The organism is Mucilaginibacter gynuensis, assembly GCF_039541195.1.
In the GTDB taxonomy this organism is placed as follows: domain Bacteria; phylum Bacteroidota; class Bacteroidia; order Sphingobacteriales; family Sphingobacteriaceae; genus Mucilaginibacter; species Mucilaginibacter gynuensis.
Genome location: NZ_BAABFT010000018.1, coordinates 68,027 through 94,051, shown reverse-complemented (window position 1 = coordinate 94,051; position 26,025 = coordinate 68,027). Strand labels below are relative to the sequence as shown.

The 26,025-nt window shown below is 43.6% G+C and carries 25 protein-coding genes; 11 read left to right on the top strand and 14 right to left on the bottom strand.

What is annotated here, in order from left to right; genetic code table 11:
• Positions 1-294 precede the first annotated feature (294 nt).
• The 3 genes from bshB1 to ABD894_RS23935 are packed head-to-tail and all read right to left on the bottom strand — an operon-like array spanning position 295 to position 2,163.
• Positions 295-1,020, bottom strand: a complete 726-nt coding sequence (bshB1, locus tag ABD894_RS23945; protein ID WP_345213621.1) for a bacillithiol biosynthesis deacetylase BshB1 — start codon at positions 1,018-1,020, stop codon at positions 295-297.
• Positions 1,021-1,032: 12 nt separating this feature from the next.
• A complete protein-coding gene (locus tag ABD894_RS23940) occupies positions 1,033-1,533 on the bottom strand; it encodes a glutathione peroxidase (protein WP_345213620.1) in 501 nt (166 codons plus the stop codon).
• 3 nt (positions 1,534-1,536) lie between these two features.
• Positions 1,537-2,163, bottom strand: coding sequence for a DUF4294 domain-containing protein (locus ABD894_RS23935; protein ID WP_345213619.1), 627 nt, complete (start codon positions 2,161-2,163; stop codon positions 1,537-1,539).
• Positions 2,164-2,269: 106 nt separating this feature from the next.
• Between ABD894_RS23935 and ABD894_RS23930 the strand changes: the two genes are divergently transcribed.
• The 5 genes from ABD894_RS23930 to ABD894_RS23910 all read left to right on the top strand — a co-directional run bounded on the left by ABD894_RS23930 (position 2,270) and on the right by ABD894_RS23910 (position 9,173).
• On the top strand, positions 2,270-4,492 hold the full coding sequence (locus ABD894_RS23930) for a RelA/SpoT family protein (protein WP_345213618.1): 2,223 nt from the start codon (positions 2,270-2,272) through the stop codon (positions 4,490-4,492).
• A 270-nt stretch (positions 4,493-4,762) separates the two neighbouring features.
• A complete protein-coding gene (locus ABD894_RS23925; protein ID WP_345213617.1) occupies positions 4,763-5,230 on the top strand; it encodes a Fur family transcriptional regulator in 468 nt (155 codons plus the stop codon).
• Positions 5,231-5,267: 37 nt separating this feature from the next.
• Entirely contained in the window at positions 5,268-6,545 is a 1,278-nt protein-coding gene (locus ABD894_RS23920) for an adenylosuccinate synthase (protein ID WP_345213616.1), read from the top strand.
• Between the two features lie 236 nt (positions 6,546-6,781).
• Positions 6,782-7,873 (top strand): acyltransferase family protein, encoded by a 1,092-nt coding sequence (locus tag ABD894_RS23915; RefSeq protein WP_345213615.1) that lies wholly within the window; start codon positions 6,782-6,784, stop codon positions 7,871-7,873.
• 28 nt (positions 7,874-7,901) lie between these two features.
• Complete coding sequence (locus ABD894_RS23910; protein ID WP_345213614.1) at positions 7,902-9,173, top strand: anthranilate synthase component I family protein; 1,272 nt, start codon at positions 7,902-7,904, stop codon at positions 9,171-9,173.
• On the opposite strand, the gene ABD894_RS23905 is transcribed toward ABD894_RS23910, so the two are convergent.
• From ABD894_RS23905 to ABD894_RS23885, 5 genes are read right to left on the bottom strand one after another with little or no spacing between them, the layout of a single operon-like run.
• Complete coding sequence (locus ABD894_RS23905) at positions 9,139-9,882, bottom strand: YqjF family protein (protein WP_345213613.1); 744 nt, start codon at positions 9,880-9,882, stop codon at positions 9,139-9,141. The genes ABD894_RS23910 and ABD894_RS23905 overlap by 35 nt on opposite strands.
• A 42-nt stretch (positions 9,883-9,924) precedes the next feature.
• Positions 9,925-10,728 (bottom strand): M48 family metallopeptidase, encoded by an 804-nt coding sequence (locus ABD894_RS23900; RefSeq protein ID WP_345213612.1) that lies wholly within the window; start codon positions 10,726-10,728, stop codon positions 9,925-9,927.
• A gap of 5 nt (positions 10,729-10,733) precedes the next feature.
• A complete protein-coding gene (gene plsY / locus ABD894_RS23895) occupies positions 10,734-11,381 on the bottom strand; it encodes a glycerol-3-phosphate 1-O-acyltransferase PlsY (protein ID WP_345213611.1) in 648 nt (215 codons plus the stop codon).
• 42 nt (positions 11,382-11,423) lie between these two features.
• A complete protein-coding gene (gene nadC / locus ABD894_RS23890) occupies positions 11,424-12,269 on the bottom strand; it encodes a carboxylating nicotinate-nucleotide diphosphorylase (RefSeq protein ID WP_345213610.1) in 846 nt (281 codons plus the stop codon).
• A gap of 44 nt (positions 12,270-12,313) precedes the next feature.
• Positions 12,314-12,709 carry a DUF4783 domain-containing protein gene (locus ABD894_RS23885; RefSeq protein ID WP_345213609.1) on the bottom strand — a complete coding sequence of 132 codons (396 nt, stop codon included), beginning with the start codon at positions 12,707-12,709 and terminating at the stop codon, positions 12,314-12,316.
• Between the two features lie 99 nt (positions 12,710-12,808).
• Here ABD894_RS23885 and gpmI point away from each other — a divergent pair, with 99 nt between their 5' ends.
• The gene (gene gpmI, locus ABD894_RS23880) at positions 12,809-14,332 is read left to right on the top strand and encodes a 2,3-bisphosphoglycerate-independent phosphoglycerate mutase (protein ID WP_345213608.1); all 1,524 of its coding nucleotides are present in this window, start codon (positions 12,809-12,811) and stop codon (positions 14,330-14,332) included.
• Positions 14,319-14,879, top strand: a complete 561-nt coding sequence (locus ABD894_RS23875; protein ID WP_345213607.1) for a hypothetical protein — start codon at positions 14,319-14,321, stop codon at positions 14,877-14,879. The genes gpmI and ABD894_RS23875 overlap by 14 nt, the downstream gene beginning before the upstream one ends.
• Here the strand turns inward: ABD894_RS23875 and ABD894_RS23870 are convergent.
• Positions 14,876-15,505 carry a tetratricopeptide repeat protein gene (locus ABD894_RS23870; protein ID WP_345213606.1) on the bottom strand — a complete coding sequence of 210 codons (630 nt, stop codon included), beginning with the start codon at positions 15,503-15,505 and terminating at the stop codon, positions 14,876-14,878. The genes ABD894_RS23875 and ABD894_RS23870 overlap by 4 nt on opposite strands.
• A gap of 351 nt (positions 15,506-15,856) precedes the next feature.
• Here ABD894_RS23870 and lon point away from each other — a divergent pair, with 351 nt between their 5' ends.
• Positions 15,857-18,331, top strand: a complete 2,475-nt coding sequence (gene lon, locus ABD894_RS23865) for an endopeptidase La (protein WP_425563010.1) — start codon at positions 15,857-15,859, stop codon at positions 18,329-18,331.
• Between the two features lie 120 nt (positions 18,332-18,451).
• Positions 18,452-19,405: a lipid A deacylase LpxR family protein gene (locus ABD894_RS23860; protein ID WP_345213604.1), complete on the top strand. Its 954-nt coding sequence runs from the start codon at positions 18,452-18,454 to the stop codon at positions 19,403-19,405.
• Here the strand turns inward: ABD894_RS23860 and arfB are convergent.
• On the bottom strand, positions 19,402-19,812 hold the full coding sequence (gene arfB, locus ABD894_RS23855) for an alternative ribosome rescue aminoacyl-tRNA hydrolase ArfB (RefSeq protein WP_345213603.1): 411 nt from the start codon (positions 19,810-19,812) through the stop codon (positions 19,402-19,404). The two genes, ABD894_RS23860 and arfB, sit on opposite strands and share 4 nt — an antisense overlap.
• 59 nt (positions 19,813-19,871) lie before the next feature.
• Between arfB and cmk the strand changes: the two genes are divergently transcribed.
• Positions 19,872-20,549: a (d)CMP kinase gene (cmk, locus tag ABD894_RS23850; protein ID WP_345213602.1), complete on the top strand. Its 678-nt coding sequence runs from the start codon at positions 19,872-19,874 to the stop codon at positions 20,547-20,549.
• Here the strand turns inward: cmk and ABD894_RS23845 are convergent.
• Positions 20,536-21,003, bottom strand: a complete 468-nt coding sequence (locus ABD894_RS23845; protein ID WP_345213601.1) for a deoxycytidylate deaminase — start codon at positions 21,001-21,003, stop codon at positions 20,536-20,538. The genes cmk and ABD894_RS23845 overlap by 14 nt on opposite strands.
• A 156-nt stretch (positions 21,004-21,159) precedes the next feature.
• Entirely contained in the window at positions 21,160-22,851 is a 1,692-nt protein-coding gene (locus ABD894_RS23840) for an MFS transporter (protein WP_345213600.1), read from the bottom strand.
• A gap of 170 nt (positions 22,852-23,021) precedes the next feature.
• Here ABD894_RS23840 and ABD894_RS23835 point away from each other — a divergent pair, with 170 nt between their 5' ends.
• Complete coding sequence (locus tag ABD894_RS23835; RefSeq protein ID WP_345213599.1) at positions 23,022-23,678, top strand: LysE family translocator; 657 nt, start codon at positions 23,022-23,024, stop codon at positions 23,676-23,678.
• On the opposite strand, the gene ABD894_RS23830 is transcribed toward ABD894_RS23835, so the two are convergent.
• On the bottom strand, positions 23,645-23,989 hold the full coding sequence (locus tag ABD894_RS23830) for a hypothetical protein (RefSeq protein WP_345213598.1): 345 nt from the start codon (positions 23,987-23,989) through the stop codon (positions 23,645-23,647). The two genes, ABD894_RS23835 and ABD894_RS23830, sit on opposite strands and share 34 nt — an antisense overlap.
• A 116-nt stretch (positions 23,990-24,105) precedes the next feature.
• Positions 24,106-26,013, bottom strand: a complete 1,908-nt coding sequence (locus tag ABD894_RS23825; protein ID WP_345213597.1) for an amidophosphoribosyltransferase — start codon at positions 26,011-26,013, stop codon at positions 24,106-24,108.
• Positions 26,014-26,025 lie beyond the last annotated feature (12 nt).

Sequence of the window (26,025 nt, the reverse complement as noted above, 5' to 3'; positions counted from 1 at the left end):
TCTTCTTTACTTTATTTAATAGTATGCACCCATCAACAACGTTTTGAACATTTGGACGGATATTGATAAGTTAATAATAATTGACCTCAACAGCCAATATTGTGCAACAGCCACGAAAAGAAAAAAGAACATCCACTAACGTTCGATTAAAGTAGAACCATTCCTAACGAAGAACTGACCAATGAGAGAGCATACATGTCTGATATTTGCTCAAAGCAGAAGATTTTTCGCTATCGCTCAAGAGAGTAGTTTCTCCTCGTACCTCGTTCGATGACATTACTCATTTAACCGCTTTTACAGCAGGTTGAATAAATTATCAACTCCCAATAACTTTACTGAAGTAAAACCTTCGGCATATTTAACGCCTATGTTTTTGCCCAGTTCAAGGGCGCGGGCTTCGGTGCGCTGCATAAATACGGGTGATGAAATGTAAGTTTGTGGTTCATCTTCTACCCAGTCGGGGTTGTAAAACTGCGATTTAAACGCCAATACGCTTTCCACCTTTTTATCCCAGTGTTCAGTTATGTCTATCAATATATCGGGCTCAATATACCTGTCTTGTATAAAATGCAGCACCAGGCTTGGGCGCCATTCCTTTTGCAGTTCGCCGTTATAAGTAGTTTCAATTTTGCGCAATCCCGATAAAAACACCGATGCCTCTACCAGCTCATTAGCACGCCCATGATCGGGGTGACGATCATGATAGGCATTGGTGATGATAATTTCGGGCTGGTATTTACGTATCACTTCGATGATCTTGATCTGGTACTCCCTCGTGTTCTCAAAAAAACCATCAGGCAAACCCAAATTTTCGCGGACAGCTAACCCCAGTATTCGGCCTGCTTCCTGCGCTTCTTCCTCACGTATTTCGGGGGTGCCGCGGGTGCCCAGTTCGCCGCGGGTAAGGTCGACAATGCCTGCCTTTTTACCGAGTGCTATGTGTTTAAGTAAGGTGCCCGCGCAACCTAATTCGGCATCATCCGGATGAACAGATAATACCAGTATATCTAACTTAGTCATAAAAATATATTCTTATTTGCCGGCCGCTATTAAACGGCTTATTTGCTTTTTGATTTTTGAAGATGTAGGTTTTGTAAAAGGGAAAAAGAAATCCTTCACGGCACCCGATCTGTCAATTAAAAACTTATGAAAATTCCAGCGCGGTGTTGAATTAACCGTTCCGTTCAGCTTTTTATCCGCCAAAAACTTATATAGCGGATGCGCGTACGGTCCTCTTACCCTCACTTTATCAAAGGTAAGGTAATTGGTGGCCACGTTTTCGCAAAAGGCAGCCAGTTCGACACCTTCTAAAGGCTCCTGTCCGCCAAAATCATTAGAAGGGAAAGCCAGTATCTCAAAATCCTGTCCCGAAAATTCTTCCTTTAAAGCTACTAATTCTTTAAGCTGTGGTGCAAAGCCGCATTGCGATGCTGTATTTACTATCAGTAAAACCTTGCCGCTAAATACCGACAGGTTAAGTTCCTCCCCATCCAGCTTAGGTACGCTGAACTGGTAGATGTTCGTATCGCTCATTTATCAATTATAGGGCGTATCGAAGTTTGATGTACGGATGATGTTCTCTATATCGCGTTCCTGCTCGGGGTCATACTCTTCCTTAAGATCGTGCCCAAAAATACGTGCTACAGATTGCATCATGAATGCGTTAAGGCCGCCCTTGAGTTCCTTAAGCATGGCGAAACTGGTGTTGCCGGTTTCCCTGTCAATCAACTTTATTAATACCTCACCCTGACTGATTGTCAGGTTTTTAATTTCTTTGTTAAACAGATCTTTAATTTGTTTTTCGCAGGCTTTCACCAGCTCTTTTTGTTTTTTCTTATCGGCAGTAACGGCCAGGTCGCGCTGCAACTGGCGATAACGCTCGCCTGCGTAGCGGGCATAAGGCATTACCTTGTATACGTTATAGCGTAAACGGCGGTATTTTAACCTGTCATCCTCGCTGGCAAAAATACGGGTATCGCGTATATTGATATCGTGCATCACTATCCATGGCACCAGTTCACCGTCAAGATCGGTCATATAGGTTTTGATGGTATCATTTTTGCCCAATTGAGCACGTTGAGGCTTAGCCGGTGCATCCTGCGCTTTTAGCACCGCAACCGGTAAACAACAAAACAATGACAATATAAAACCAATAAATTTCATATTTTTACTTGTATACAAAATTAGTGCAATTTTTCAGGTAATTGGAGATCAACTGCAATTTAAACACATTTTGTTACAAGTTAGTGATATATTTTAAAGTTCGTACATGAAAGATTTAGTGATCGACCTGGAAGCCGAAAAGAACGAGATATTAAAGAGATACCGGGCTTTGCTGCGTGCGTGTAAATCAACCTTGCAAAAGGGTGATAAACGCATGATACGCAAGGCTTTCGATATGGCTTTAGAAAGCCATAAGGATATGCGCCGCAAATCTGGCGAACCTTATATATACCACCCTATTGCCGTGGCGCAAATTGCTGCCGAGGAGATAGGCTTGGGTACTACCTCTATAGTATGCGCCCTGCTGCACGATGTGGTGGAGGATACCGACGTTGCCCTTGATGATATTGAAAGGGAATTTGGTAAAAAAGTAGCCAAAATTATCGACGGCTTAACCAAAATATCGGGCGTGTTTGATACCAACAGCTCTTTACAGGCCGAAAATTTCCGTAAAATGCTGCTTACCCTTGCCGATGATGTGAGGGTGATACTGATAAAACTAGCCGACAGGCTGCATAACATGCGTACGATGGAGTTTATGCCGCGCGATAAGCAGCTTAAGCTATCATCAGAAACCGTATATCTGTATGCGCCGCTGGCACACCGCCTGGGTTTATACGCCATAAAATCGGAGCTGGAAGATCTGTCCATGAAATATATGGAGCGCGAAACTTACCAGCTCATTAAAAAGAAGCTGAACGAGAAGAAGGCCGAGCGCGAAAAATTCATCCGCGATTTTATTGATCCGGTGAAGAAGGTTTTGCAAGGCCAGGGACTTGAAGCTGATGTATTTGGCAGGCCGAAATCAATCAACTCGATATGGAATAAGATGAAGAAAAAATCTATTCCGTTTGAGGAGGTGTATGACTTGTTTGCCATACGGATTATATTGGATAGTCCGCCGGAACATGAAAAAGCCGACTGCTGGAAAGCTTACTCTATAGTTACCGACCTGTATCGCCCTAACCCCGATCGCCTGCGCGACTGGATCTCATCGCCGAAGGCTAACGGTTACGAATCATTGCACACCACGGTAATGGGCCCTAAAGGGCAGTGGGTTGAGGTGCAGATACGCACTACCCGCATGAACGAGATTGCCGAAAAAGGTTTCGCGGCGCACTGGAAGTACAAGGAATCGAGCACCGATAGTGGCCTCGACCAATGGGTACAAAAGGTACGCGAAATGCTGAAAAACCCGGACTCAAACGCGCTCGACTTTATCGACGATTTTAAAATGAACCTCTTCAGTGATGAGATCTTCATTTTTACGCCTAAAGGCGCGTTGATACAGTTACCGTTGAACGCTACCGCGCTCGATTTCGCTTTTGAGATACATACCGATGTGGGTGCCAGTTGTATAGGCGCCAAGGTCAACCATAAACTGGTGCCCCTAAGCTATAAACTGCAAAATGGCGACCAAGTAGAGATCATCACATCGGGCAAGCAAACCCCGAAGGAAGACTGGCTCAACTTTGTGGTTACCGCCAAGGCGAAAGCCAAAATTAAATCGGCACTTAAGGAGGCTAAACGTAAAATTGCCGAGGACGGTAAGGAGATACTGGAGCGGAAGCTAAAATCGCTGAAGATTACTTACAATTCCGAGAACATACATAAGCTAAGCTATTACTTTAAGCTGGGCTCAACACAGGATCTTTTTTACAATGTGGCCAAAGGCCTTATTGATATGAAGCACCTGAAGGAGTACCAGCTATCTGAAAAGGTAATTGAGAACAAGCCACAGGATAAAATAGAGGCCGACCAGGTACAAAGCCTGCTACGCAACATTAAAGCTAAAGACAGCGATATGTTGCTGATAGGCGAGGATATGCAGAAGATTGACTACAAACTGGCCAACTGCTGCAACCCAATTCCCGGCGATGACGTGTTCGGCTTTATCACCGTGAGCGATGGCATTAAGATACACCGTACCAACTGCCCTAACGCCGCTAAACTGATGGCTAACTACGGTTACCGCATTGTAAAAGCCCGCTGGACAAACCAGCAGGAACTGGCTTTTCTTACCGGCTTACGCATACGCGGTATTGATGATGTGGGCTTGATCAACAAGCTCACCACCGTTATATCAAACGACTTTAAGGTGAACATGCGCTCCATAACAGTTGACAGCGACAACGGTATTTTCGAGGGTTCCATTATGGTGTATGTAAATGACACTCAACATCTTGAAGATTTGGTAAAGAAACTAAAACAAGTACGCGGCGTAACCTCGGTTGACCGTTTTGATTCGATAGCGGAGAAAGCGTCTTGAGTTAGAGTCAAGAGTTGAGAGTCAGGAGTCAGGAATCAGGAAATGAGAGTTAAGAATTAAGGAATTAGAATCAAGAGTTAAGAGGCAGGAATCAGGAGGTAGTCATATTTACAAACGCTAAGCGAGCTCAAATCTTGATTCTTGACTCTCAACTCTTGCCTCTATTTTTGTCGGCCTTTTGTCTGATTGTTATGTGTTTGCTATCGATTACTATACGTATCTCAATTCTTATTAATACCTTTACCTTTTATTTATTACTTATACCCGATTATGCTGCAACAGGAAACTATAGCACTGGTAAAAAAAATATTTGAAGCCTATCTTGAAAACAAAAGTTTGCGTAAAACGCCCGAGCGTTTTGCCATTCTGGAAGAGATATATTCAAGAAGCGACCATTTTGATGTGGAGTCGTTATACATCCACATGAAGAATAAAAAATACCGTGTAAGCCGTGCTACTGTATATAATACGCTTGAACTGCTTGTTTCGTGCGATTTGGTTACCAAGCACCAGTTTGGTAAAAACATGGCCCAGTTCGAAAAATCTTACGGTTACAAACAACACGATCATATCATTTGCATCGACTGCGGTAAGGTGGTTGAGTTTTGCGATCCGCGTATCCAGCAGATACAAAGCATGATGGGCGAATTGCTGAAATTCGACATCAAACACCACTCTTTAAACCTTTATGGAAATTGTTCTAAATTAAAAGACGGCTATTGTGACAGAAAAGTTTAAATTTGCCCCCTTTCATGTAATATCATTAACTTAAATAATGGCTGTTGACGTATTATTAGGCCTCCAGTGGGGCGATGAGGGTAAAGGTAAAATTGTTGATGTTCTTAGTGCAGATTATGATCTGATCGCACGCTTTCAGGGCGGGCCGAATGCAGGGCACACTTTAGAATTTGATGGCAAAAAGTTCGTATTGAACACTATTCCTTCAGGTATATTTTTTGACAACACACTTAACCTTATAGGTAACGGCGTTGTAATTGACCCTATCACCTTAAAAAAGGAACTTGATAAATTAAAAGATGCCGGGCACGATCTGTTGGCTAAAAAGAACCTGGTGATCGCTAAAAAAGCGCACTTGATATTGCCTACCCACCAGTTGCTCGACGCGGCTTCTGAAAAAAAGATGGGCGAAGGTAAAATTGGTTCTACCTTAAAAGGTATAGGCCCTACTTATATGGACAAAACCGGCCGCAACGGCTTGCGTATTGGCGATATTACCCTGCCCGATTTTGAAGAGCGCTACCATAAACTGGTTGAAAAACACAAATCAATGCTGCAATCATTATATGGTGATGTGGCCGATTTCTCTGAAAGGGAGCAAGCGTTCTTCGAAGCGATCAACGTAATTAAACAATTCCCGCTGGTTGATTCGGAGCATTTGGTTAACGATTATATTAAAAAAGGTAAAAAAGTACTGGCAGAAGGCGCGCAAGGCGCTATGCTCGATATCGACTTCGGTTCATATCCTTTTGTTACCTCATCAAATACTACCGCTGCCGGTGCTTGTACCGGTTTAGGTATAGCGCCAAAGCAAATTGGCGATGTGATAGGTATCTTCAAAGCTTATTGCACCCGTGTTGGCGGTGGCCCCTTCCCTACCGAACTTAACGACGAAACAGGTGAAGAACTACGTCGTGTTGGTCATGAGTTTGGCGCAACAACAGGTCGCCCGCGCCGTACAGGATGGATCGATCTTCCGGCTTTAAAATACGCCATTATGCTAAACGGTGTTACCCAACTGGTAATGACCAAGGCCGATGTATTAAGCGGATTTGAAAAGATATACGCATGCACACATTACGATTATGCCGGTGAAATTATCGACTACATGCCGTACGACATTTGCACTATTGAGCCGAAACCCGTTTTGAAAGAAATTGATGGCTGGCACGAAGACCTTACAGGCATTACCGAACTATCAGAAATTCCGGCTAAACTGCAATCATATATTGATTTCCTGGAAGCTGAACTGGGCGTACCGGTAAAATACCTATCTGTTGGTCCGGACAGGAAACAAACTTTAGTATTACACTAAGAAACGTATTAAAACATAATAAAACGCCTCATATTTATTTATGAGGCGTTTTTTTGTTGGGATACATTGCAGCCGTTGTCCATCCAAAAGAACACTATTCCTTAAATTTCTCTCCCCTTCTATCATTCGCGGCAGTACACAAACCTATTCTGAGCTATCTGTTTCATATCTAATTTGTTACGTTCAGTCGATGAATTTTATTCTACTTTTATTGAGAAACTTAAACCTTCTCATCAATGAGTTCATCGCCTGCAATTGCCACAAAAAAAACAAAATGGATCTATGGGTTAGATAGCATTAGGCTTGTGTTAGCAGTAATTGTAATGCTTGCTCATTTCCCCAACCCTTTTGATGCTTTTGAAAATTCACAGAATTTAATCATTAAAACGCTTGTGTCTGTAAGTCACATTTTGTTTTGCGGACCGGCAGCTGTCATCGCGTTTTTTGTGATATCCGGCTTTGTCATTCATTTTCCTTACAGAAATAAAGACAAGTTTGATGTTACCGGCTTCTTGATCCGTCGGATCTTCCGCATCGGGATTCCCTTATTAATCGTTGGCTTTATTGCTTCTTACTATAATTATTTCAACACGCTTCCGGTTTGGAGTTTGTATTGCGAAATGATTTACTATGTTATCTATCCTTTATTATTCATATCGAAAGTCAACTGGAAAAAGCTGTTTATTTTCAGCTTCATACTTTCGTATGCTGTAATTTTAATATTTAACTGGGATTCCTTTCTCTCATTTATCCAACACAAAAACATAAACTTTGATGGCGGATACCAAAGCCTTGGCACTATCCCCACCGCTATTATAGGATTGCCTTGCTGGCTGTTGGGCGTAACTTTGGCCGGCGAAATTGATAAAAAAAGAAGTATAGTGAATTTCAAAACGCTGATTTTGTACAGAACAGTTGTTCTTGCAGCGTCAATTGCATCGCTGATTGCCATGTTCCATTTCTACCTAAGCTACATGTATACCTTAAATATCTTTGCGTTATTGGCTGTTAAGTGGATTGAAAAGGAAATAGTTTATTACCGCGCCAACAAGCCTTTATCCGTTTTAGAGTTCTGCGGTAAGTTCTCTTACTCGCTTTATTTGTGCCATATACTGGTATTTCTTGCATTGAGTAATTACTTCAGCTTCAGCGCTGCTACATACTTCATGTTCATATTTGCAACCATTGCAATCTCTTACCTTATCTATTTAACTATAGAATTACCATCACATAAAATTGCGCAGTACCTGTCAACCCTTTTTAGCAAGAGTTTAAAAGAATCTAAAAAGATCAGGAAAGAAACAAGTATTGATACTAAAGGCGTGTAGAAATGCTTTTGTTATCTATTTTTGCAGCGTGATAGTACAGGTAGGCGATCTTCAAACATTCAAGCAAAAAGCATTATTGTGGGCAGGGAGCTTTGATGTTGCCTGTTATTTGGATGCGAACGGTTTTACCGACGCTTACTCTAAATTCGACACTTTAATTGCCATTGGCAAAAAGGATGAGGTATTGGCCAACTCGGGCAATGCTTTTAGTCAGCTGGAAGCATTCCGGTTTAAGCACAATGGCTGGATCACCGGCTTTTTCGGGTACGACCTGAAGAACGAAGTTGAGCAACTCAGTTCAAACAATACCGATAACCTGCATTTCCCCGATCTGTATTTCTTCGCACCGCGATACCTTATTATTATAAAAGGTAATAAGGTTGAAATTGTGGCAGAGGATGCTGATTTTGTACTTAGCAGTATTAACAATCAAGTCATTCATTCTGCCCCATCCCAACCATCTGCACAAATAAAAACCCGCTTTACCAAAACGGAATACGTTAGTACCGTAAATAAGGTAAAAGAGCACATTGCCCGCGGCGATATTTACGTGACCAATTTTTGCCAGGAGTTTTATGCGGAAGACGCCAAGATCAATCCGTTATCAGTATTTATAAATCTGAATGAGGTATCTCCAAACCCCTTTGCCTCCTTTTTTAAGCTGAACGATAAATACATCATCTGCGCTACGCCCGAACGCTTTTTGGCGAAACGCGGTGGCAAGCTGATTTCGCAACCCATAAAAGGCACCGCCAAACGCAGCGATGACCCTGAAGAAGATGAACTTAACAAGCTGCAACTCCGGTACCACACCAAAGAGTTACAGGAGAACGTAATGGTGGTTGATATGGTTCGCAATGATCTTACCCGTTCGGCCAGGCAGGGCACCGTGGTAACCGAAGAATTATTTGGCATATATGGTTTTAAGCAGGTGTACCAAATGATATCGACCATTACCTGCGAAATAGCCGCGGGTGTAAGTCCTGTTCAGGCCATCAAAAACACCTTCCCCATGGGTAGCATGACGGGGGCACCCAAGGTGAGCGCCATGCGTTTAATGGAACAATACGAACGCAGCAAACGTGGGGTATATTCAGGAGCGATAGGCTATTTTAGTCCGGATGATGACTTTGATTTTAACGTAGTGATCAGAAGTATTTTGTACGATGCCCAAAGCCGTTACCTATCCTTTCATGCGGGCAGCGCCATTACCATTGATGCTGATGCCGAACAGGAATACGAAGAATGCCTGCTGAAAGCGAAGGCTATTCTTGAAGTGCTGGGCCAATCCTCATTTTAGTGGCCGACCGTACAACGATCTCCGATCCTTCCGCGAAAAATGCCGAATAAGGCTCTACAGATAAATACGGCGCGAAAGTTTCGCCATACAGCGCTTTTACATCGGCATCGAAAACGTAATTACTCACGGCACCCACTTTCCATGATACATGCTCTACACCATACTCCATCGAACTGGTATCGCTTAAGCGGTTATAGCCCCAGTAATGCTCCAAAATAAATTCTTCGGCACTGCCGGGTTGCATAGCGAGGAAATTGTTATTAACCGTTGCCCCCAATTTATTCCACCTGCCTTTTAACTTCCACTCGTACAAATATTGGGTGTTCGCATCATCAGGTTTGGCAATGCTATGCCGCATGGGCATGCGTACATAATGCTCCTTATAAAGCGTATTCGCAATCAGCGGTATCATCCTTTTAGGTACAATTTCGCTGATGAATACCGTGCCGCGCTTCCATTCTGTACCGTTAAAATGCCGCACATAAAAGCGTAGGTTCACTTCCTCAAAGTTTACATACCCCGGCCATTTCACGCCCATTACCCGGGTATCGTGAAAAAGGAAACCCACCATACTTACCAGTGCCTTCCCCTGCCAATAATCAAGCTCGGTAGCGGCGGGTAAATAGGGTTTCAATATTTCAGGATCTACCTCATAATTGAGCATTACAAGATTTTTCCAGCTGGCGGTTAAGAACTTAATTTTCTCCATACAAAAAATCCCGCCTTGCGGGGCGGGATGTGATATTTTATATTAACCCTTTTTGTAATATTTCATGGCTTCGGGGATAGCTTTTTGTATAGCGCTTATACGGGTAGCATCGGCCGGGTGGGTACTTAAAAATTCCGGTGGCGCGCCGCCTTTATTTTGCGCGGCCATACGTTGCCAAAAAGCAACTGCCTCGTTAGGGTTATAACCGGCCATAGCCATAAAGGTTAACCCTAAACGATCTGCTTCCGACTCCTGGTTACGTGAATATTTTAACAGGGTAAGCTGTCCGCCAACACCATATAATTTACTGATCAGTGCCTGTGTGGCAGCTGATTGAGTACTTGAAGCCGCGCCGATCAAACTACCGCCTGTTTGCGCTGCCAACTCCTGTGACATGCGTTCGGCAGAATGTTTTGCAATAGCGTGGGCAATTTCGTGGCCCATTACAGTGGCTAAACCTGCGTCAGTAGCAGTTACCGGCAATATACCGCTGTACACAGCCACCTTACCGCCCGGCATACACCATGCGTTTACTTCGGGGCTTTGTATCAGGTTAAATTCCCAAGTAAAGTTATACTGATCGGCATAACCGTTATCTTTTAAATATTTTTCAATAGCTACCGCCAGCTGGTTACCAATACGCTTAACACGCTGCGCGTCGCTGGTGCCGGTCACTACCTTGGTTTTAGGGTCGGTGAGTAACTGCTTGTAACTTGCCGCTGCCGATTGGTTTATTTCGGCGTCGCCTACCAGGCTTAATTGCTTACGGCCGGTAAGTGGTACTGTTGAACACGAGTACAATAGAATAGCCGTTGTAATCGCGATCAGGGGTTTAAATGCTTTCATAGAGTTTAAGTAGTTTTTTTCTTAAATAAATTCACTTTGGACTCTTTGCCTTTTAGTAAACGTTCGATATTTTTTTGATGGGTTACCAATATCAGGATACATATACACATACCGTATATAATGACCGATTTAATATACACCGGGAAAATAAATGTAACCCCGATAGGATAAGTAAAACCTGCCATTATTGAACTTAGTGATACATACTTGGTTATTAGCAATACCGTAATAAATACCAGCACGCAAAGCAGAGCCGCATGCAGGTTTATAGCTAATATCATTCCAAATAATGTAGCGATGCCCTTACCGCCCCTGAAACCTGCAAAAACCGGGAACAAATGGCCCATTACCGCGGCTATACCCAGGGCAAGCGCGTAGTTGGTAAACGCTATTGAATTATGCGGACCGGTAGTTGATACGCCTATAAAATAAGCAAGGTTGGTAGCTGTCCAACCTTTTAGTATATCGATAAGCATTACGGGTATACCCGCCTGCTTACCCAATACCCTGAAAGTGTTTGTTGCGCCGGCGTTGCCGCTGCCATACTCGCGCACGTCGATGCCATAAAATGACAAACCTATCCAAACAGCCGTTGGAATTGACCCGCACAGATAGGCCAGTATAAGCGCTGAAATTGAATAGATGGATATCATATACCCGTATATAAATTGTATAAAGGTTAAAAAACTTGTTTATTATATTTTAACAGCTTTTAGGCTGAGATCTAAACTTTTTACCGAATGCGTTAACGCGCCCATCGATATATAATCAACCCCGCAAGCCGCGTATTCGCGGGCGTTATCAACAGTTATACCACCCGATGCTTCGGTAATATACCGCCCCTCAATCATATTTACTGCTTCGCGAAGGTCGGCAAAATTAAAATTGTCAAGCAATATACGGTCTACACCGCCTGTTTGCAAAACCTGTTCCAGTTCTTCAAAGTTTCGCACCTCAATTTCAATGGCTAATTTCTTGGTATTGGCTATATATTGGTGCGCGTTTTCAATGGCCTGGCGTATACCTCCTGAGTAATCAACATGATTATCCTTAATCAGGATCATATCGTACAAACCGAAACGATGGTTAACTCCCCCTCCTATCCGTACCGCCCATTTTTCGAGGTAACGCATCCCCGGTGTGGTTTTACGGGTGTCCAGCACCTTGGTATTGGTACCTTTCAGCATGTCAACAATTTCGTGAGTGCGTGTGGCAATGCCCGACATACGTTGCATGCAATTCAGCACCAGTCTTTCGGCTGTAAGGATGCTTTTTACATCGCCTTCTACCTCAAGCACTACATCTTTATGCTTTATAGCAGCGCCGTCGTTTAAAAATACATTTACCTGTAAATCAGCATCAACCTCATGAAATATTTCAACGGCAAGCTCTACGCCTGCCAGTATGCCTTCGTCTTTAACTAAAAGTTTTGCTTTGCCCAGCGTACCTGCCGGTATGGTAGCCAGTGAAGTGTGGTCGCCGTCGCCTACATCTTCGTGCAGGGCGTTTTTTATAAAGGGTATAATAAATGTCTTATCCAAATTTCTTGTTTTATGGCCTCAAAAATAAGAACAATTGCCAATTATCAAGTCTTTTCCGTTTCAATACGCAATTCTATGAGTTGTAAAACTCCTTTAACCTCGTTAAGGGTAAATGATATGCGGTATGTACCCTTCTCGGTTGTGAGTAATAAAACGCCAAACCTGTAAGTTGGGTTAGTGTTCACTTTATGTACTACCTTAACAGCTTTGGGCTTATTTTGATTGAAAAATTTCTCCAGTATAATACTTGCCTGTGTTTTTGAATACACATTTTCATCTTTCAGTATAGTAATATCTATGGTTGATGCAAATAGCTTGGCAAGTTCTTTGGTGTTTCCTTGTTTTATTAGTTCGGCAACGTTATCAATAGGGTCGGCAACCGCTGCATGAGGAAGCAGGTACAAGATCATCAGCAGGGGCAGGTAACTTAGCTTCTTCATAATTATATATAAGCAATAAAGCGAAAATTTGTTGCAATATAAAATAAACTTATACACAGTAATTGCATTAAAGTTACCGGCAGATTTTATATTTGCATTGTGGAAAATAAGAAAAAACTCGCATTAATCATACTTGATGGCTGGGGTTACGGTCGTAACGATCAGTCGAACGCTATATTGGCAGCAAAAACTCCCTTTGTTGATTCGCTGCTGCAAAACTATCCAAATTCAAAGCTTGAAGCATCAGGCACGGCTGTAGGCCTGCCTGCCGGGCAAATGGGTAACTCCGAAGTTGGGCACATGAACTTAGGTGCCGGCCGCGTGGTTTACCAGGAGCTTGGCCGCATTAATAAAGCGGTTGACGATAAAGAACTGGGCACCAACCCGGTTATCAAGGAAGCCTTTGAATACGCCAAACAAAACAACCGCGATGTGCATTTCATCGGCCTGGTATCTGACGGTGGCGTGCACTCGCACATTTACCACCTTAAAGGTTTGGTTGATGTTACTAAAGAGTACGGTTTGGAGAAAGTATTTATCCATGCCTTTTTAGATGGCCGCGATACCGACCCGCAATCGGGCCTGGGTTTTGTTACCGATGTTGAACAATACATTGAAAACACACCTGTAAAACTGGCTTCGGCTATTGGCCGCTACTATGCTATGGACCGCGATAACCGCTGGGAGCGTGTTAAAAAAGCATACGACCTGATGGTGAATGCCATTGGCGAACCAACTGAAAGCGTTATCGATTCGATAAAAAAATCGTACGCCGAAGGTGTTACCGATGAGTTTGTTAACCCGATAGTAAAAACTGACGGCGCGGGCCAGCCGCTTGCTGTAATTAAAGAAGGCGATGTAGTGCTTTGCTTTAACTTCCGTACCGACAGGGGCCGCGAGATCAGCCTGGCGCTTACGCAAAAGGCATTCCCTGAATATAACCTGCACCCGCTGAACGTTCGTTACGTTACCATGACCACTTACGACGACACATTTAAAAATGTAAGCGTTGTATTTACCAAGGATGACTTGACCAAAACTTTAGGGGAGGTATTGCAGGATGCCGGTAAAAAACAAATCCGTATAGCCGAAACAGAGAAATATCCGCACGTAACTTTCTTCTTTTCGGGTGGCCGCGAAAAAGAGTTTAATGAGGAAAAGCGTTTGTTAGTACCATCGCCAAAGGTGGCTACTTATGATTTACAGCCCGAAATGAGCGCAGCCGGTATCCGCGACGCGATCATCCCGGAACTGGAAAACGAATGGCCTGATTTTGTATGCCTTAACTTTGCCAATACCGATATGGTTGGCCATACAGGTGTATTTGAAGCCGTAGTAAAAGCTGCCGAAACAGCCGATGCCTGTACACAGGCTGTTGTTGAAACAGGTTTAAAACATGGCTACTCGTTTATTATACTGGCCGACCACGGTAATGCCGATTACATGATCAATGATGATGGATCGCCAAATACCGCGCACACTACCAACCTGGTACCTTGTATTATTATCGATAGCGATGTTAAAGAGGTAAAAGACGGTAAACTGGGCGACATTGCACCTACCGTGTTGAGCATCTTAGGCGTTGAAATTCCAGCAGAAATGACCGGTAATGTACTGGTATAAAAACTTTAATAAATATCTGCTCACACCGTTGAGCGCTGTTCTTATTACATCGGGCTTGTACTCTTGCAGGCCTGATGTAAAAGAAACAGGTTCCGAAAAAAGGTTTTTCGATGTTAGCGCCTATTTTAAAAACGAGGCGGTGCGCTTAACCAAGCTTAATCCCGCGGTAACAAAATCGGCCTCGCATAATAACGATACCCAAACCCAAAAGGTACATATTAAGAACTGGACGGCCGAGCTCGACCTTTTCACCATTTCAGATATCAACAAGCCATCCTGGCGCGATAGCTATACTATTGCCAACAGCGGCGACAGCCTCATCATTTACAAGGCCAAACTGCCCGAGCTAAAAACAAAGGAAATACTGGTGCGTAAACACAGCGGCAAAGTCGACTTGGTAATGATATACAACCACACCGATAACCTGCTGTACCAAAGCAGCGAAAAGCTCACTTACTTTCCCGATTCGTTATACCTGATAGAAAAAAGGCAGTCGGTTAAGTTATTGGGTACCAATAAATATAAAATAGAGGGAATTTTGCGCTAACGGTGCCCTTGGGCTGAAGCCAGCTTTTCTTTAGAAAGATCGACCAGTAAAGAAATATCCGAACGGCCGGGATTTGTATTCAATACCTTTTCCAGATCGGCAATAGATGCTTTCAGGGCGCTCAAACCACGGTTTCTGTCGAAAGATGCCGGATTGGGTTGTAGCTTGAATATACCATACTCACGATAAGCGATACCACGGTTTTGCAGCAGCTTTACATCATCGGGGTCCTGGTTTACGGCAATGGCCCGGGTGAGGTCGTAAATAGCCCCCAACAGGTTCTTTTCTTTTTCTGCAAGACTTAAAGACGCGTCTTTACCTAAAAAGCTTTTTGCCCTTGCCCTATAGTAATAAGCCGAAGCATCGGTTGGTTTTATAGCGATCACCTTGTTATAGGCGGCTATTGATTTTTTGAAATTATCGCTGTGGTAGTAAGAGTAGCCCAGCATCCACAAAGCGTTGGCATTGGTTGAATCAACCACGCAGGCTTTTTCCAGTTGCTTAACGGCGCTTTTAAAATTGCCATCCATTAAGGCCTGCTCGCCCAACTTAACGTAAGCGTTTTGCGCAAACGTAGCTTCGAGCGAAGACACAATTAAAATGGATACTATGGCAGTTAACTTCATCAATCGGGTTATAAAGCAACAAAATTAGTATTACATTAACTAACTTTGAAACAAATTATTATACTGATAACATGCTTTTATGCAAAATAATTTAAGCAGGCATTTTTTACAAAGCATGACTTTTTTTCACAGTATGGTAATTTAATTACACAGCCTGCGTTAAACTCACATTTCGCATAGCGTTAGTTTTCAACACATTGAAGCTAAATGCAAATACTTTACGTATACTATAAATATACTGGCATGTATCTTGAAACATATAATACCGTATTTTACGAGCGCAATATATTGCATTAGTCTCATATTTAATGTGACAATTTGTCGTTCTTTTTATTATATAAATAACATTTGATGAATTTCGATCCTTTTGATTTTAAGAGCACTTTACCTATCATCAACGATGATTCTGAGTTTTTCCCGCTGATGTCGTCAGAGGATGAAGCTGAGATGAACAACGAGGAGGTGCCTGAATCGTTACCTATATTACCCCTGCGCAATACCGTTCTTTTTCCCGGCGTAGTTATCCCTATTACCGTTGGCCGCGATAAATCAATTAAACTGATACGCGATGCCAATAAAAGCGACCGCATGATAGGTGTGGTATCGCAACAGGATGTAGCCATTGAAGATCCAACCTTTGATCAACTGAACAGGGTGGGCACCGTTGCCATCATTATAAAAATGCTGCAAATGCCCGATGGTAATACCACTGTTATTATTCAGGGTAAAAAACGCTTTATACTTAACGAGGAGCTACAAAGCGAACCTTATATAAAAGCGACCATAGAGCCGTTCCGCGATGCTAAAATAAAAGAGGATAAAGAGTTTAAGGCCATGATATCGTCTATTAAAGACATGGCCATGAGCATTATCCAGTTGTCGCCAAACATCCCGAGCGAAGCCGGTATCGCTATCCGCAATATCGAAAGCACTTCGTTCCTCATCAATTTTGTGGCTTCAAACATGAATGCCGATATGGCAGCCAAGCAACAATTGCTTGAAGTTGCCAACCTGCGCGAGCGTGCCAACATTGTACTGGAGCATTTAACGCTCGACCTGCAAATGCTGGAGCTTAAAAACCAGATACAAACCAAGGTACGTGTTGATTTGGACAAGCAGCAGCGCGACTATTTCCTGAACCAGCAATTGAAAACCATCCAGGAAGAACTGGGCGGTACCTCTCCCGATCTGGAAATTGAGAACCTGCGCCAGCGTTCGGCTAAAAAGAAATGGAACGTTGAGGTTAAAAATCATTTTACTAAAGAGCTTGAAAAACTGGCCCGTACCAATCCGGCAGCAGCCGATTACTCGGTACAGATCAACTACCTTGAACTGATGCTCGACCTGCCATGGAACGAGTTCACTAAAGATAATTTCGACCTTAAACGCGCCCAAAAAGTGCTTGATAAAGACCACTTCGGGTTGGATAAGGTAAAGAAACGTATTATAGAATACCTTGCGGTGCTTAAGCTAAAGCACGACATGAAGGCTCCTATCCTTTGTTTGGTAGGTCCTCCGGGAGTTGGTAAAACCTCGCTGGGTAAATCTATCGCTAAGGCTTTAGGGCGTAAATATGTACGTATGGCGCTTGGCGGCGTGCGTGATGAAGCCGAAATAAGGGGTCACCGTAAAACGTATATCGGCGCTATGCCGGGCCGTATTATTCAATCGGTAAAAAAAGCCGGCGCTGCTAACCCCGTGTTTATTTTGGATGAGATAGATAAGGTAGGTAACGATTTCCGTGGCGATCCGTCATCTGCATTGTTAGAGGTGCTTGACCCGGAACAGAACAGTACTTTTTATGATCATTATGTGGAGATGGATTTCGACCTGTCGAACGTGATGTTCATCGCTACGGCCAACTCTTTAAGCTCTATACAACCTGCATTGCTCGATCGTATGGAGATCATTGAGGTGAACGGCTATACCATTGAAGAGAAAATAGAGATAGCTAAACAGCACCTTGTACCAAAGCAACGCGAAGCACACGGCCTTAAAACCAAAGACGTGGTGATAAAGAACGATGTGATTGAGAAGGTTATTGAGGATTACACCCGCGAATCTGGCGTACGTGCTTTAGAGAAAAAGATTGGTTCGGTAGTACGTGGCGTGGCTAAGAACATCGCCATGGAAGAACCATACAACCCAACTGTAAGTAAAAAGGACGTTGAAACCATTTTGGGTGCCCCTATTTACGATAAAGACCTGTACGAAGGTAACGATGTTGCCGGTGTGGTAACAGGCCTGGCCTGGACATCCGTAGGTGGCGACATACTATTTATTGAAGCGAGTTTAAGTCCGGGCAAGGGCCGCATGACCTTAACCGGTAGCCTGGGTGATGTAATGAAAGAGTCGGCCACCATAGCTATGGCTTACCTGCGCGCGCATGCATCTTACTTTGATATTAACGCCAAACTGTTCGATCAATGGGATGTGCATATTCACGTACCGGCAGGTGCCACCCCTAAAGATGGCCCATCGGCAGGTGTAACTATGCTTACCGCCCTTACTTCGGCATTTACCCAACGCAAAATTAAACCTCATTTAGCTATGACGGGTGAAATTACCCTGCGTGGCCGCGTATTGCCTGTAGGTGGTATTAAAGAGAAGATACTGGCGGCTAAACGTGCCAATATTAAAGAGATCATCCTATGTAAATCGAACCAGAAAGATATACTTGATATTAAGGAAAGCTACATCAAAGATTTGCAGTTCCATTACGTTACCGATATGCGCGATGTAATTAAGCTTGCACTACTTAACGAGCAAGTGAGCGAACCACTCGACCTGAAGGTGATTGAAGAAACCAAACCGGTTCTAAATTAATTTCGGTAGCTTACCGGAGATTGCTTCGTTCCTCGCAATGACGCGTTTGGGAAACAAATTAAAAAATTTAAAAGCTGGACAATTGTTCGGCTTTTTATATATGTTTACTTTTATAAACTAATGAAACTTAAATTATTAATATTATCGGGGTTGCTGTTATGTATTAACAACACCTTTGCCCAAACACATACGCAGGAAGTTGGTATCGTATCGGAAAACGACTCGTTTTTAGCGCAGGGATCAGACAGGTATTACACCAACGGCCTATTTATTTATTATAACCAGGCTTTAACCGTTCCCGAAGGCACTTCGCTCGCCAATAAGGTTTTAGGTATCGAGGTCGGACAAAAGATCTTTAACCCTATATCGGGCTCGGTACCTGACAAAAGCTATATCGACAGGCCTTTCGCGGGATACCTTTATTTAGGATCGAGCCTTAACTTACTCTATAAAAACGAAAGTAACCTTAAACTGGGTGCGCAGGTAGGCGTTGTTGGTCCGGCGGCTTTAGGCAGGCAGGCACAACAGGTAATACACGACACCTTCGGTTTTTACGAATTGAACGGCTGGCAATACCAGGTAAAAAACAATGTACAGATCAATCTTTCGGCCGAGTATAACAGGCTGCTGGCGCGCGGTGGCGATGCCGATGTAAGCCTTACTTCGTACGCTAATGTAGGTACCGGCTTTAACGGTGTTGGTGTTGGCCCTATGTTTAGGATTGGTAATTTCAACCAGCTTTTTAACTCGTACAGCACGCAAAGTACCGCTATTAAAAACCGTACTGCCGAACCACTGCATAAATATGAACTGTTCCTGTTTTACAAACCGCTCTTTAACTATGTAGCTTATGATGCCACCGTGCAGGGCAATATCTTTAAAAACAAAGATGATGCCAACGAGGTTACACTAACGCCAAAACACATCATGATCAGCAATCAGATCGGGCTGGCTTATGGTGGTAGCCGCTGGATGGCGCAGTTATCAGCCACCTTCCATACCCGCGATGTTAAGGAGATGATGAAATCATCGCACCAATGGGGTACGGCAGCATTGTACTACCGTTTCAATTAATCGTCGGTTACTTTACGGCGGCTTTCTTTTTTGGAGGATTGCTGCTTTTTACTATCTAAGCGCGCGGCCTTTGCCGCTTTGCTAACCTTAACTTGCTTGCGTACCTTGGCAACATGCAGGCCTTTGGTAAGTATGTTGATCAGTTTTTCAATGGCCTTTTCTTTGTTCAGGTATTGGCTGCGTTCTTCATCGCAAACTACCTGTACCAAACCATCTTTATTGAAGCGCGATTGCAAACGCTGGTTCAGCAGGGCTTTTTCGTCGTCGGTAAAAAGTGATGAACCGTTAATATCGAACAGTAATTCTACCTTGGTAGAAACCTTGTTTACATTTTGCCCGCCTTTGCCCCCGCTGCGCGATGTTTTATAGCTTACCTCTTTCTGGAGGTCGTTTTTTGTGAAATTCATTTCAAAGATATTGTGATAAAATCAGGATAAAAACACTGTTTTTTGTACCTTAGTAGCCTATGAGCAACAATATCGTAGTAGCTATCGACGGCTATTCATCATGCGGCAAAAGCACCATTGCCAAGGCATTAGCTAAAAAACTTCATTTCGTTTATATTGATACCGGCGCCATGTATCGTGCCGTAACCCTGTACTTTTTGCGAAACCAGGTTGATACCACTGATGCTGCAAAGGTAACAGAAGCTTTGGATAATGTACATATCACCTTCCGCTCTGAAGGTGAGCAAGCCCATATATTACTTAACGGCGAGGATGTATCTGACGAGATCCGCGAAATGCACGTAGCATCAAACGTGAGCAAGGTAGCCGCCATTCGCGAGGTAAGGCATGCCATGGTGAAACAGCAGCAGCTGATGGGTAAATCCATTAATATTATTATGGATGGCCGCGATATTGGAACTACCGTATTCCCCGATGCGCAGGTAAAACTGTTCATGACAGCCGACCCTAAGATCCGTGCCGAACGACGTTATAAAGAGCTGGTAGTAAAAAATCCGGAGATCACGATGGAAGAGGTATTTGATAACCTTGCCCTGCGCGATCATGATGATACCACACGTGAAGAAAGTCCGCTGGTGCAGGCCGATGACGCTATTATATTAGACAACAGCCATCTTACTCCCGACGAGCAGCTTGACTTTGCCCTGGGCAAGATAAAGCCCTTTACAGGTCAGTAATCCCGGTATCCATCTTCACGGCTACAACCCCGAAACGGTTCAAAAAATCAACACCCTCATCGCTGGGCAGGCCTTTGTATGCCGCATAAGATTTATCGTACAGCACATATTTAATACCTGCCGAGTAGATTAGCCTTGCGCATGGCAAACACGGCGATAGCGTGGTGTAAAGCGTTGCCCCTTCCAGGTTAGCGCCATTCTTTACCGCATACAAAATAGCATTCTCTTCGGCATGTAAGGCGAGTGAGCAGCTTCCTTTAGCATCGCGCGCGCAGCCTGTTGTAGGCCATTCTTCATCGCAGTTATGGGTACCTGCCGGTGGACCATTATAGCCTATGGATATAATACGGGTATCTTTAGTGAGCACCGCCCCTACCTGCGCCTTTACGCAATGCGAACGCCGGGCCAGGTCGGTGGCCAAGTTCATGAATATATCGTTGAAACTGGGTTTCATGTAGTGAATTGTTAGTGGTCAGTAGTTAGTTTCAGCCGCAAAAGTTTTATTTCTCAAACAGCAATTTTACTCATTTCTCACTGGTATAAAAAGAGATTGGGTCATTGATCAGTGAAAACTCACTAACCAATGACCCAATGCCCTAATACGAATATCTTAGTGACCGCCTGAAGATTCTACGTGGTCAAGATTGATACCTTGTTTAATCAGCTCGCGGCTTACTTTCCAGGCAAAGAATGCAAGGTAAGCGAAACCTAACGCCGGTACAATGTACGAGAAGTGGATACCACTTAAACCCGGAACTACATTGTGGCTGCTATCGGCCAGGATACCCTGTACCGGAGGCAGAATTGATCCACCCAGGATCATCATGATCAGGAACGCTGAACCCTGGCTGGTGTATTTTCCTAAACCTGCAATAGATAATGAGAAGATTGATGGCCACATGATAGAGCAGCACAGACCACCGCTGATGAACGCGAAAGTCGCTACTGTACCTGTGGTAAATAAACCGATCAGCATAAAGGCAACACCTAACAAACCGAATACAGTAAGCGTACGCACCGGTTTTTGCTGGCCGATAAAGAAAGCTACAATTAGTACCAATACGCAAATTGCATAAGGCAATAAGTTAGCTACTGTGCCACCGCTCAGGTAATTCACCATTAATATTACACCAAAGGCAACAAACGGAACAATTACAGTCAAAATATTTTTAACCGATTTAGACAGGTTGAACGCGCCGATAGAACCCGCGAAACGGCCTATCATTAAACTACCCCAATATAAAGAGATGTACGGTGCAATGGCCGAATCATCAAAACCACCAAATTCAGGTTGTTTTAATAAGGCACCCATGTTACTTTGAATAGTTACCTCGGTACCTACATAAGTGAAAATAGCGATCATACCCAAAATCAGTTGTGGATATTGCATGGCGCCCCAGCCTTGTTTGCCCTTACCGGCAGCTACTATAGTACCCACTAAAGTGAAAACGATAATGGCCAGTGCCAGGTATACAAAGTATGGTTTAACGCTTAATATTAACGCCGCGAAGGCTGCCGGATCCAAACCTTTTCCGCTTGGTAATATGCCCGCGGTATAAGCGCTCAGCGGATCAGCTGCAAGGATAATCAGGAATGCTACAAAGATGATCAGCAATGGCGTATTCGCTTTTGAGCTTGATTCGATCTTTTCGTCGCTGGTAACCTTTGGCAGGTTGGAGAACCAAAAGAATACCGCAACCGCGATAAACAAGCCTGCTAATATGAAATACAAATTGTTGATAGATGATATTTTAACATCAGCCGCGGCGCTTGCTGCCGATGCCGAACCAAATAATACAACACTTACTACTACCGGGCCTAATAAAGCACCAATGTTGTTAATACTACCTGCAAAGTTTAGCCTGTTTGAACCTGTTTCCGGCGGACCTAAAGCAATTACGAACGGGTTAGCCGCTGTTTGCTGTAAAGAGAATCCGATGGCTATAACAAAGAAGGATAACAGGATAAGTACAAACGACCCAGAATTTACAGATGGAACCATACCCAACGCGCCTATAGCTGAAATTACCAAACCTAAAATGATACCATTTTTATAGCCCAGTTTGTTCAGTATATCTACACGGCTGGCCTGCGAAGCGAAGTATAACACCAGCGAACCTATGAAGTAACCACCGTAAAAGGTAAAGTCGATCAGTTGCGATTCGAATTGGGTTAAACTGAAGTGTGTTTTACAAAATGGGATAAATATGCCGTTTGATGCAGCTAAGAAGCCCCAAAAGAAAAACACCGTGATCAGCGTGTACAATGCCGACCCGTAGTTTTTAGAATTGTTTTGTTCCATTGTATTTTTTGGTTGTACTAAAAGGATTTTTAAACCACTAACATAAATCAATTTTTGTAAAATCCTGTTATTGATTTAAATTTAATATAACACTATATATTAGTTTCGTTGTTTAACAGATAAAGTTGCATATTCGCATACTTCAAAACTGAACCTAAGGCTAAAGTTTAATGATAGAAGCTATTATATCGGGTATTGGGATAGGGTTGGTGCTCACGTTTATTACCGGGCCGGTCTTTTTCGCACTAATTAAGACCAGCATCGAGCGCGGATTCCATGCCGGGGTTTATCTCGCACTTGGCGTTGTATCCAGCGATGTAGTGTTTGTAGGGGCCATCCTTTTCGGCTCGCAACTATTTGATATTACACCACATACAAAAACCATTGCCGGGGTTATCGGCAGTGCCATACTGCTCAGCATTGGTATTTATTACCTGTTTAAAAAGGCCGATGTTAACTATAATAACAACGCTCCCTCAGGTTTAAAGCGCACCGGTTATTTCCTCAAAGGGTTCCTGATGTGCATCTTCAACCCTACCATTCTCTTCCATTGGATCACCGTTATCGGTACCGCCAGCACCATTTACCACGAAGGCGTTCATCATCGCCAGCTGAAAATTGCCATCATGTTCTTTACAATTCTGGTGGTTCAGTTCGGGTTAGATACCACAAAAGCCTTTTACGCTAACAAACTTCGCGATAAAATATCGGTAAAACTGGTACACAAGCTTAACCAGGTGGCCGGTGTAGCGCTCATCATCGCTTCGTTTATCCTTTTCGACAGGCTGGTTACTCATTTCATTTTTTCGCCTCCTGCGGGTTCGTAAATTATAGTTTCTGCTGTCCGGGTTAAGGCTGTGCTGTAATTAACGGTAGTCTGCTCATTGCCGCAGGGGCTATTACTTTTGTCGCCACAAAAGATAACAAAAAGGCTTGTCCAGCAAAAGGCTTCTTTGCCACACATGGCCATCCCCTGCAAAACGTGCAGAACTTTGGGCTGGAACTTTTGCCCCATCCCGCTATTCCTACCCACATGCAACAAGCTCCTATGCCCGCCTTTTCGCTCATGGCCACCAAAGTTCTGCCCGTTTTCGCCCGAAGCTTCTTGCTGACGGGGAAGAATATCATGCACACGCATTGCAAATGCTACTCCATGTTAAGCACTCATTATAAATGAGCGCAACAGAAAATTCTTTATCATAAAAAAAGAGGCATCATACATGATGCCTCTTTTAAATATAATACTTGTATAGCTTACATGTAAGCTCTTTGGTTTTTACCTTCCATCCAGTTTACGAATGCACGGTTTACCACTTTGTTACCGCCCGGGGTTGGATAATCGCCCGAGAAGTACCAGTCGCCGGTATGATCCGGACAAGCGATGTGCAGGTTATCCAGCGTTTGGTAGATCACTTCAACCTTGGCAGTAATGCCTTTAGGAGTGATGATCTGCGCAATACGGTCAGAGATTTGCTGATCGGTAAACGGTTCGTAAATAGCTTTTACGTGGTTCACTACTTCCTCTTTAGGTAATAACGAACTGTCTTTAGCCTTTTGGTATGCTTTCAGGATGATATCTTCCTTGCCGGCTTCTTTCAGCAGGCTTATGGCTGCCTCAAACGCCACAAACTCACCCATACGCGACATATCAATACCATAACAATCAGGGTAACGGATCTGCGGAGCAGATGATACTACCACTATCTTTTTAGGGCCTAACCTGTCTAATATTTTAAGGATGCTTTGTTTAAGCGTAGTACCACGAACAATGGAGTCATCCAATACTACCAATGTATCGGCACCTTTGTTAATAAGGCCGTAAGTAGTATCGTATACGTGTGCCACCATTTCGCTGCGATCGGCATCTTGTGTGATGAAGGTACGCAGTTTAACATCTTTAATGGCTATCTTCTCCACACGCGGGGCAAGCTTTAACACTTCGGTAAGTTCCTCGTCGGTTATCTTATCCTCACGGTTAAGAAGTTGGTCGCGCTGGTATTTTTTAATGTATTTATGTACGCCTTCAACCATACCGTAAAACGCTACCTCGGCAGTGTTCGGAATGTAAGAGAAAACGGTGTTCTTTACATCATGGTCAACGGCATCCAATATTTGCGGGCAAAGCAGACGGCCTAATTGTTTACGTTCGCGATAGATAGATGAATCGCTGCCGCGTGAAAAATAGATCCGTTCAAAAGAACATGCCTTTTTCTCTTTGGGTTCGCTGAACATCTCTTCGCTCAAATCGCCGTTCTTTTTAACGATAACCGCATGACCGGGTTTAATCTCCCTGATATCTTCAATTGGTACGTTAAAAGCGGTTTGAATAGCCGGGCGCTCTGATGCTGCAACTACTATTTCATCATTGTAATAGTAAAACGCAGGCCTGATACCTACCGGATCGCGCATTACAAAGGCATCACCATGCCCCAGGATACCGGCTATAGTATAGCCACCATCCCAGTTTTTGGCCGATTTACGGAGGATCTTAGCTACATCCATATCATTGGCTATAAGCTTGCTGATCTCCATGTTATCGTCTAAACCTTCGCGTTTGTACTGGTCAAACAACCCCTGGTTTTCGGTATCAATAAAGTGACCTATTTTTTCGAGCACGGTAACTGTATCAGCCTTCTCTTTCGGGTGCTGACCTAAATCGTACAATTGTTGCAGCAGTTCGTCAACATTAGTCATGTTGAAGTTACCTGCTATAACGAGGTTACGGGTTTTCCAGTTGTTTTGCCTTAAAAACGGGTGACAGTTTTCGATACTGTTTTTACCGTGGGTACCGTAGCGCAGGTGGCCAAGCAGCACTTCACCGGTAAAGCTTACATTTTCTTTCAACCATTCGGCATCGGCAAGCTTTTCGGGCATTTCTTTTTGTATATCCGCAAATTTCTTTTGGATGTATTCAAAAATATCTGCCACAGCATTTGATGCCATTGAACGGTGACGACTGATGTACCTTTTACCCGGCTCAATATCCAGTTTAATGGTAGCAACACCTGCGCCATCCTGGCCGCGGTTGTGTTGTTTTTCCATTAAAAGGTATAGCTTGTTTAAGCCGTACAGTGCAGTACCGTACTTTTGCTGGTAATAAGAGAGTGGCTTTCTTAAGCGGATAAACGCCACACCGCATTCATGTTTAATCTGATCGCTCATGATCTGTAATGA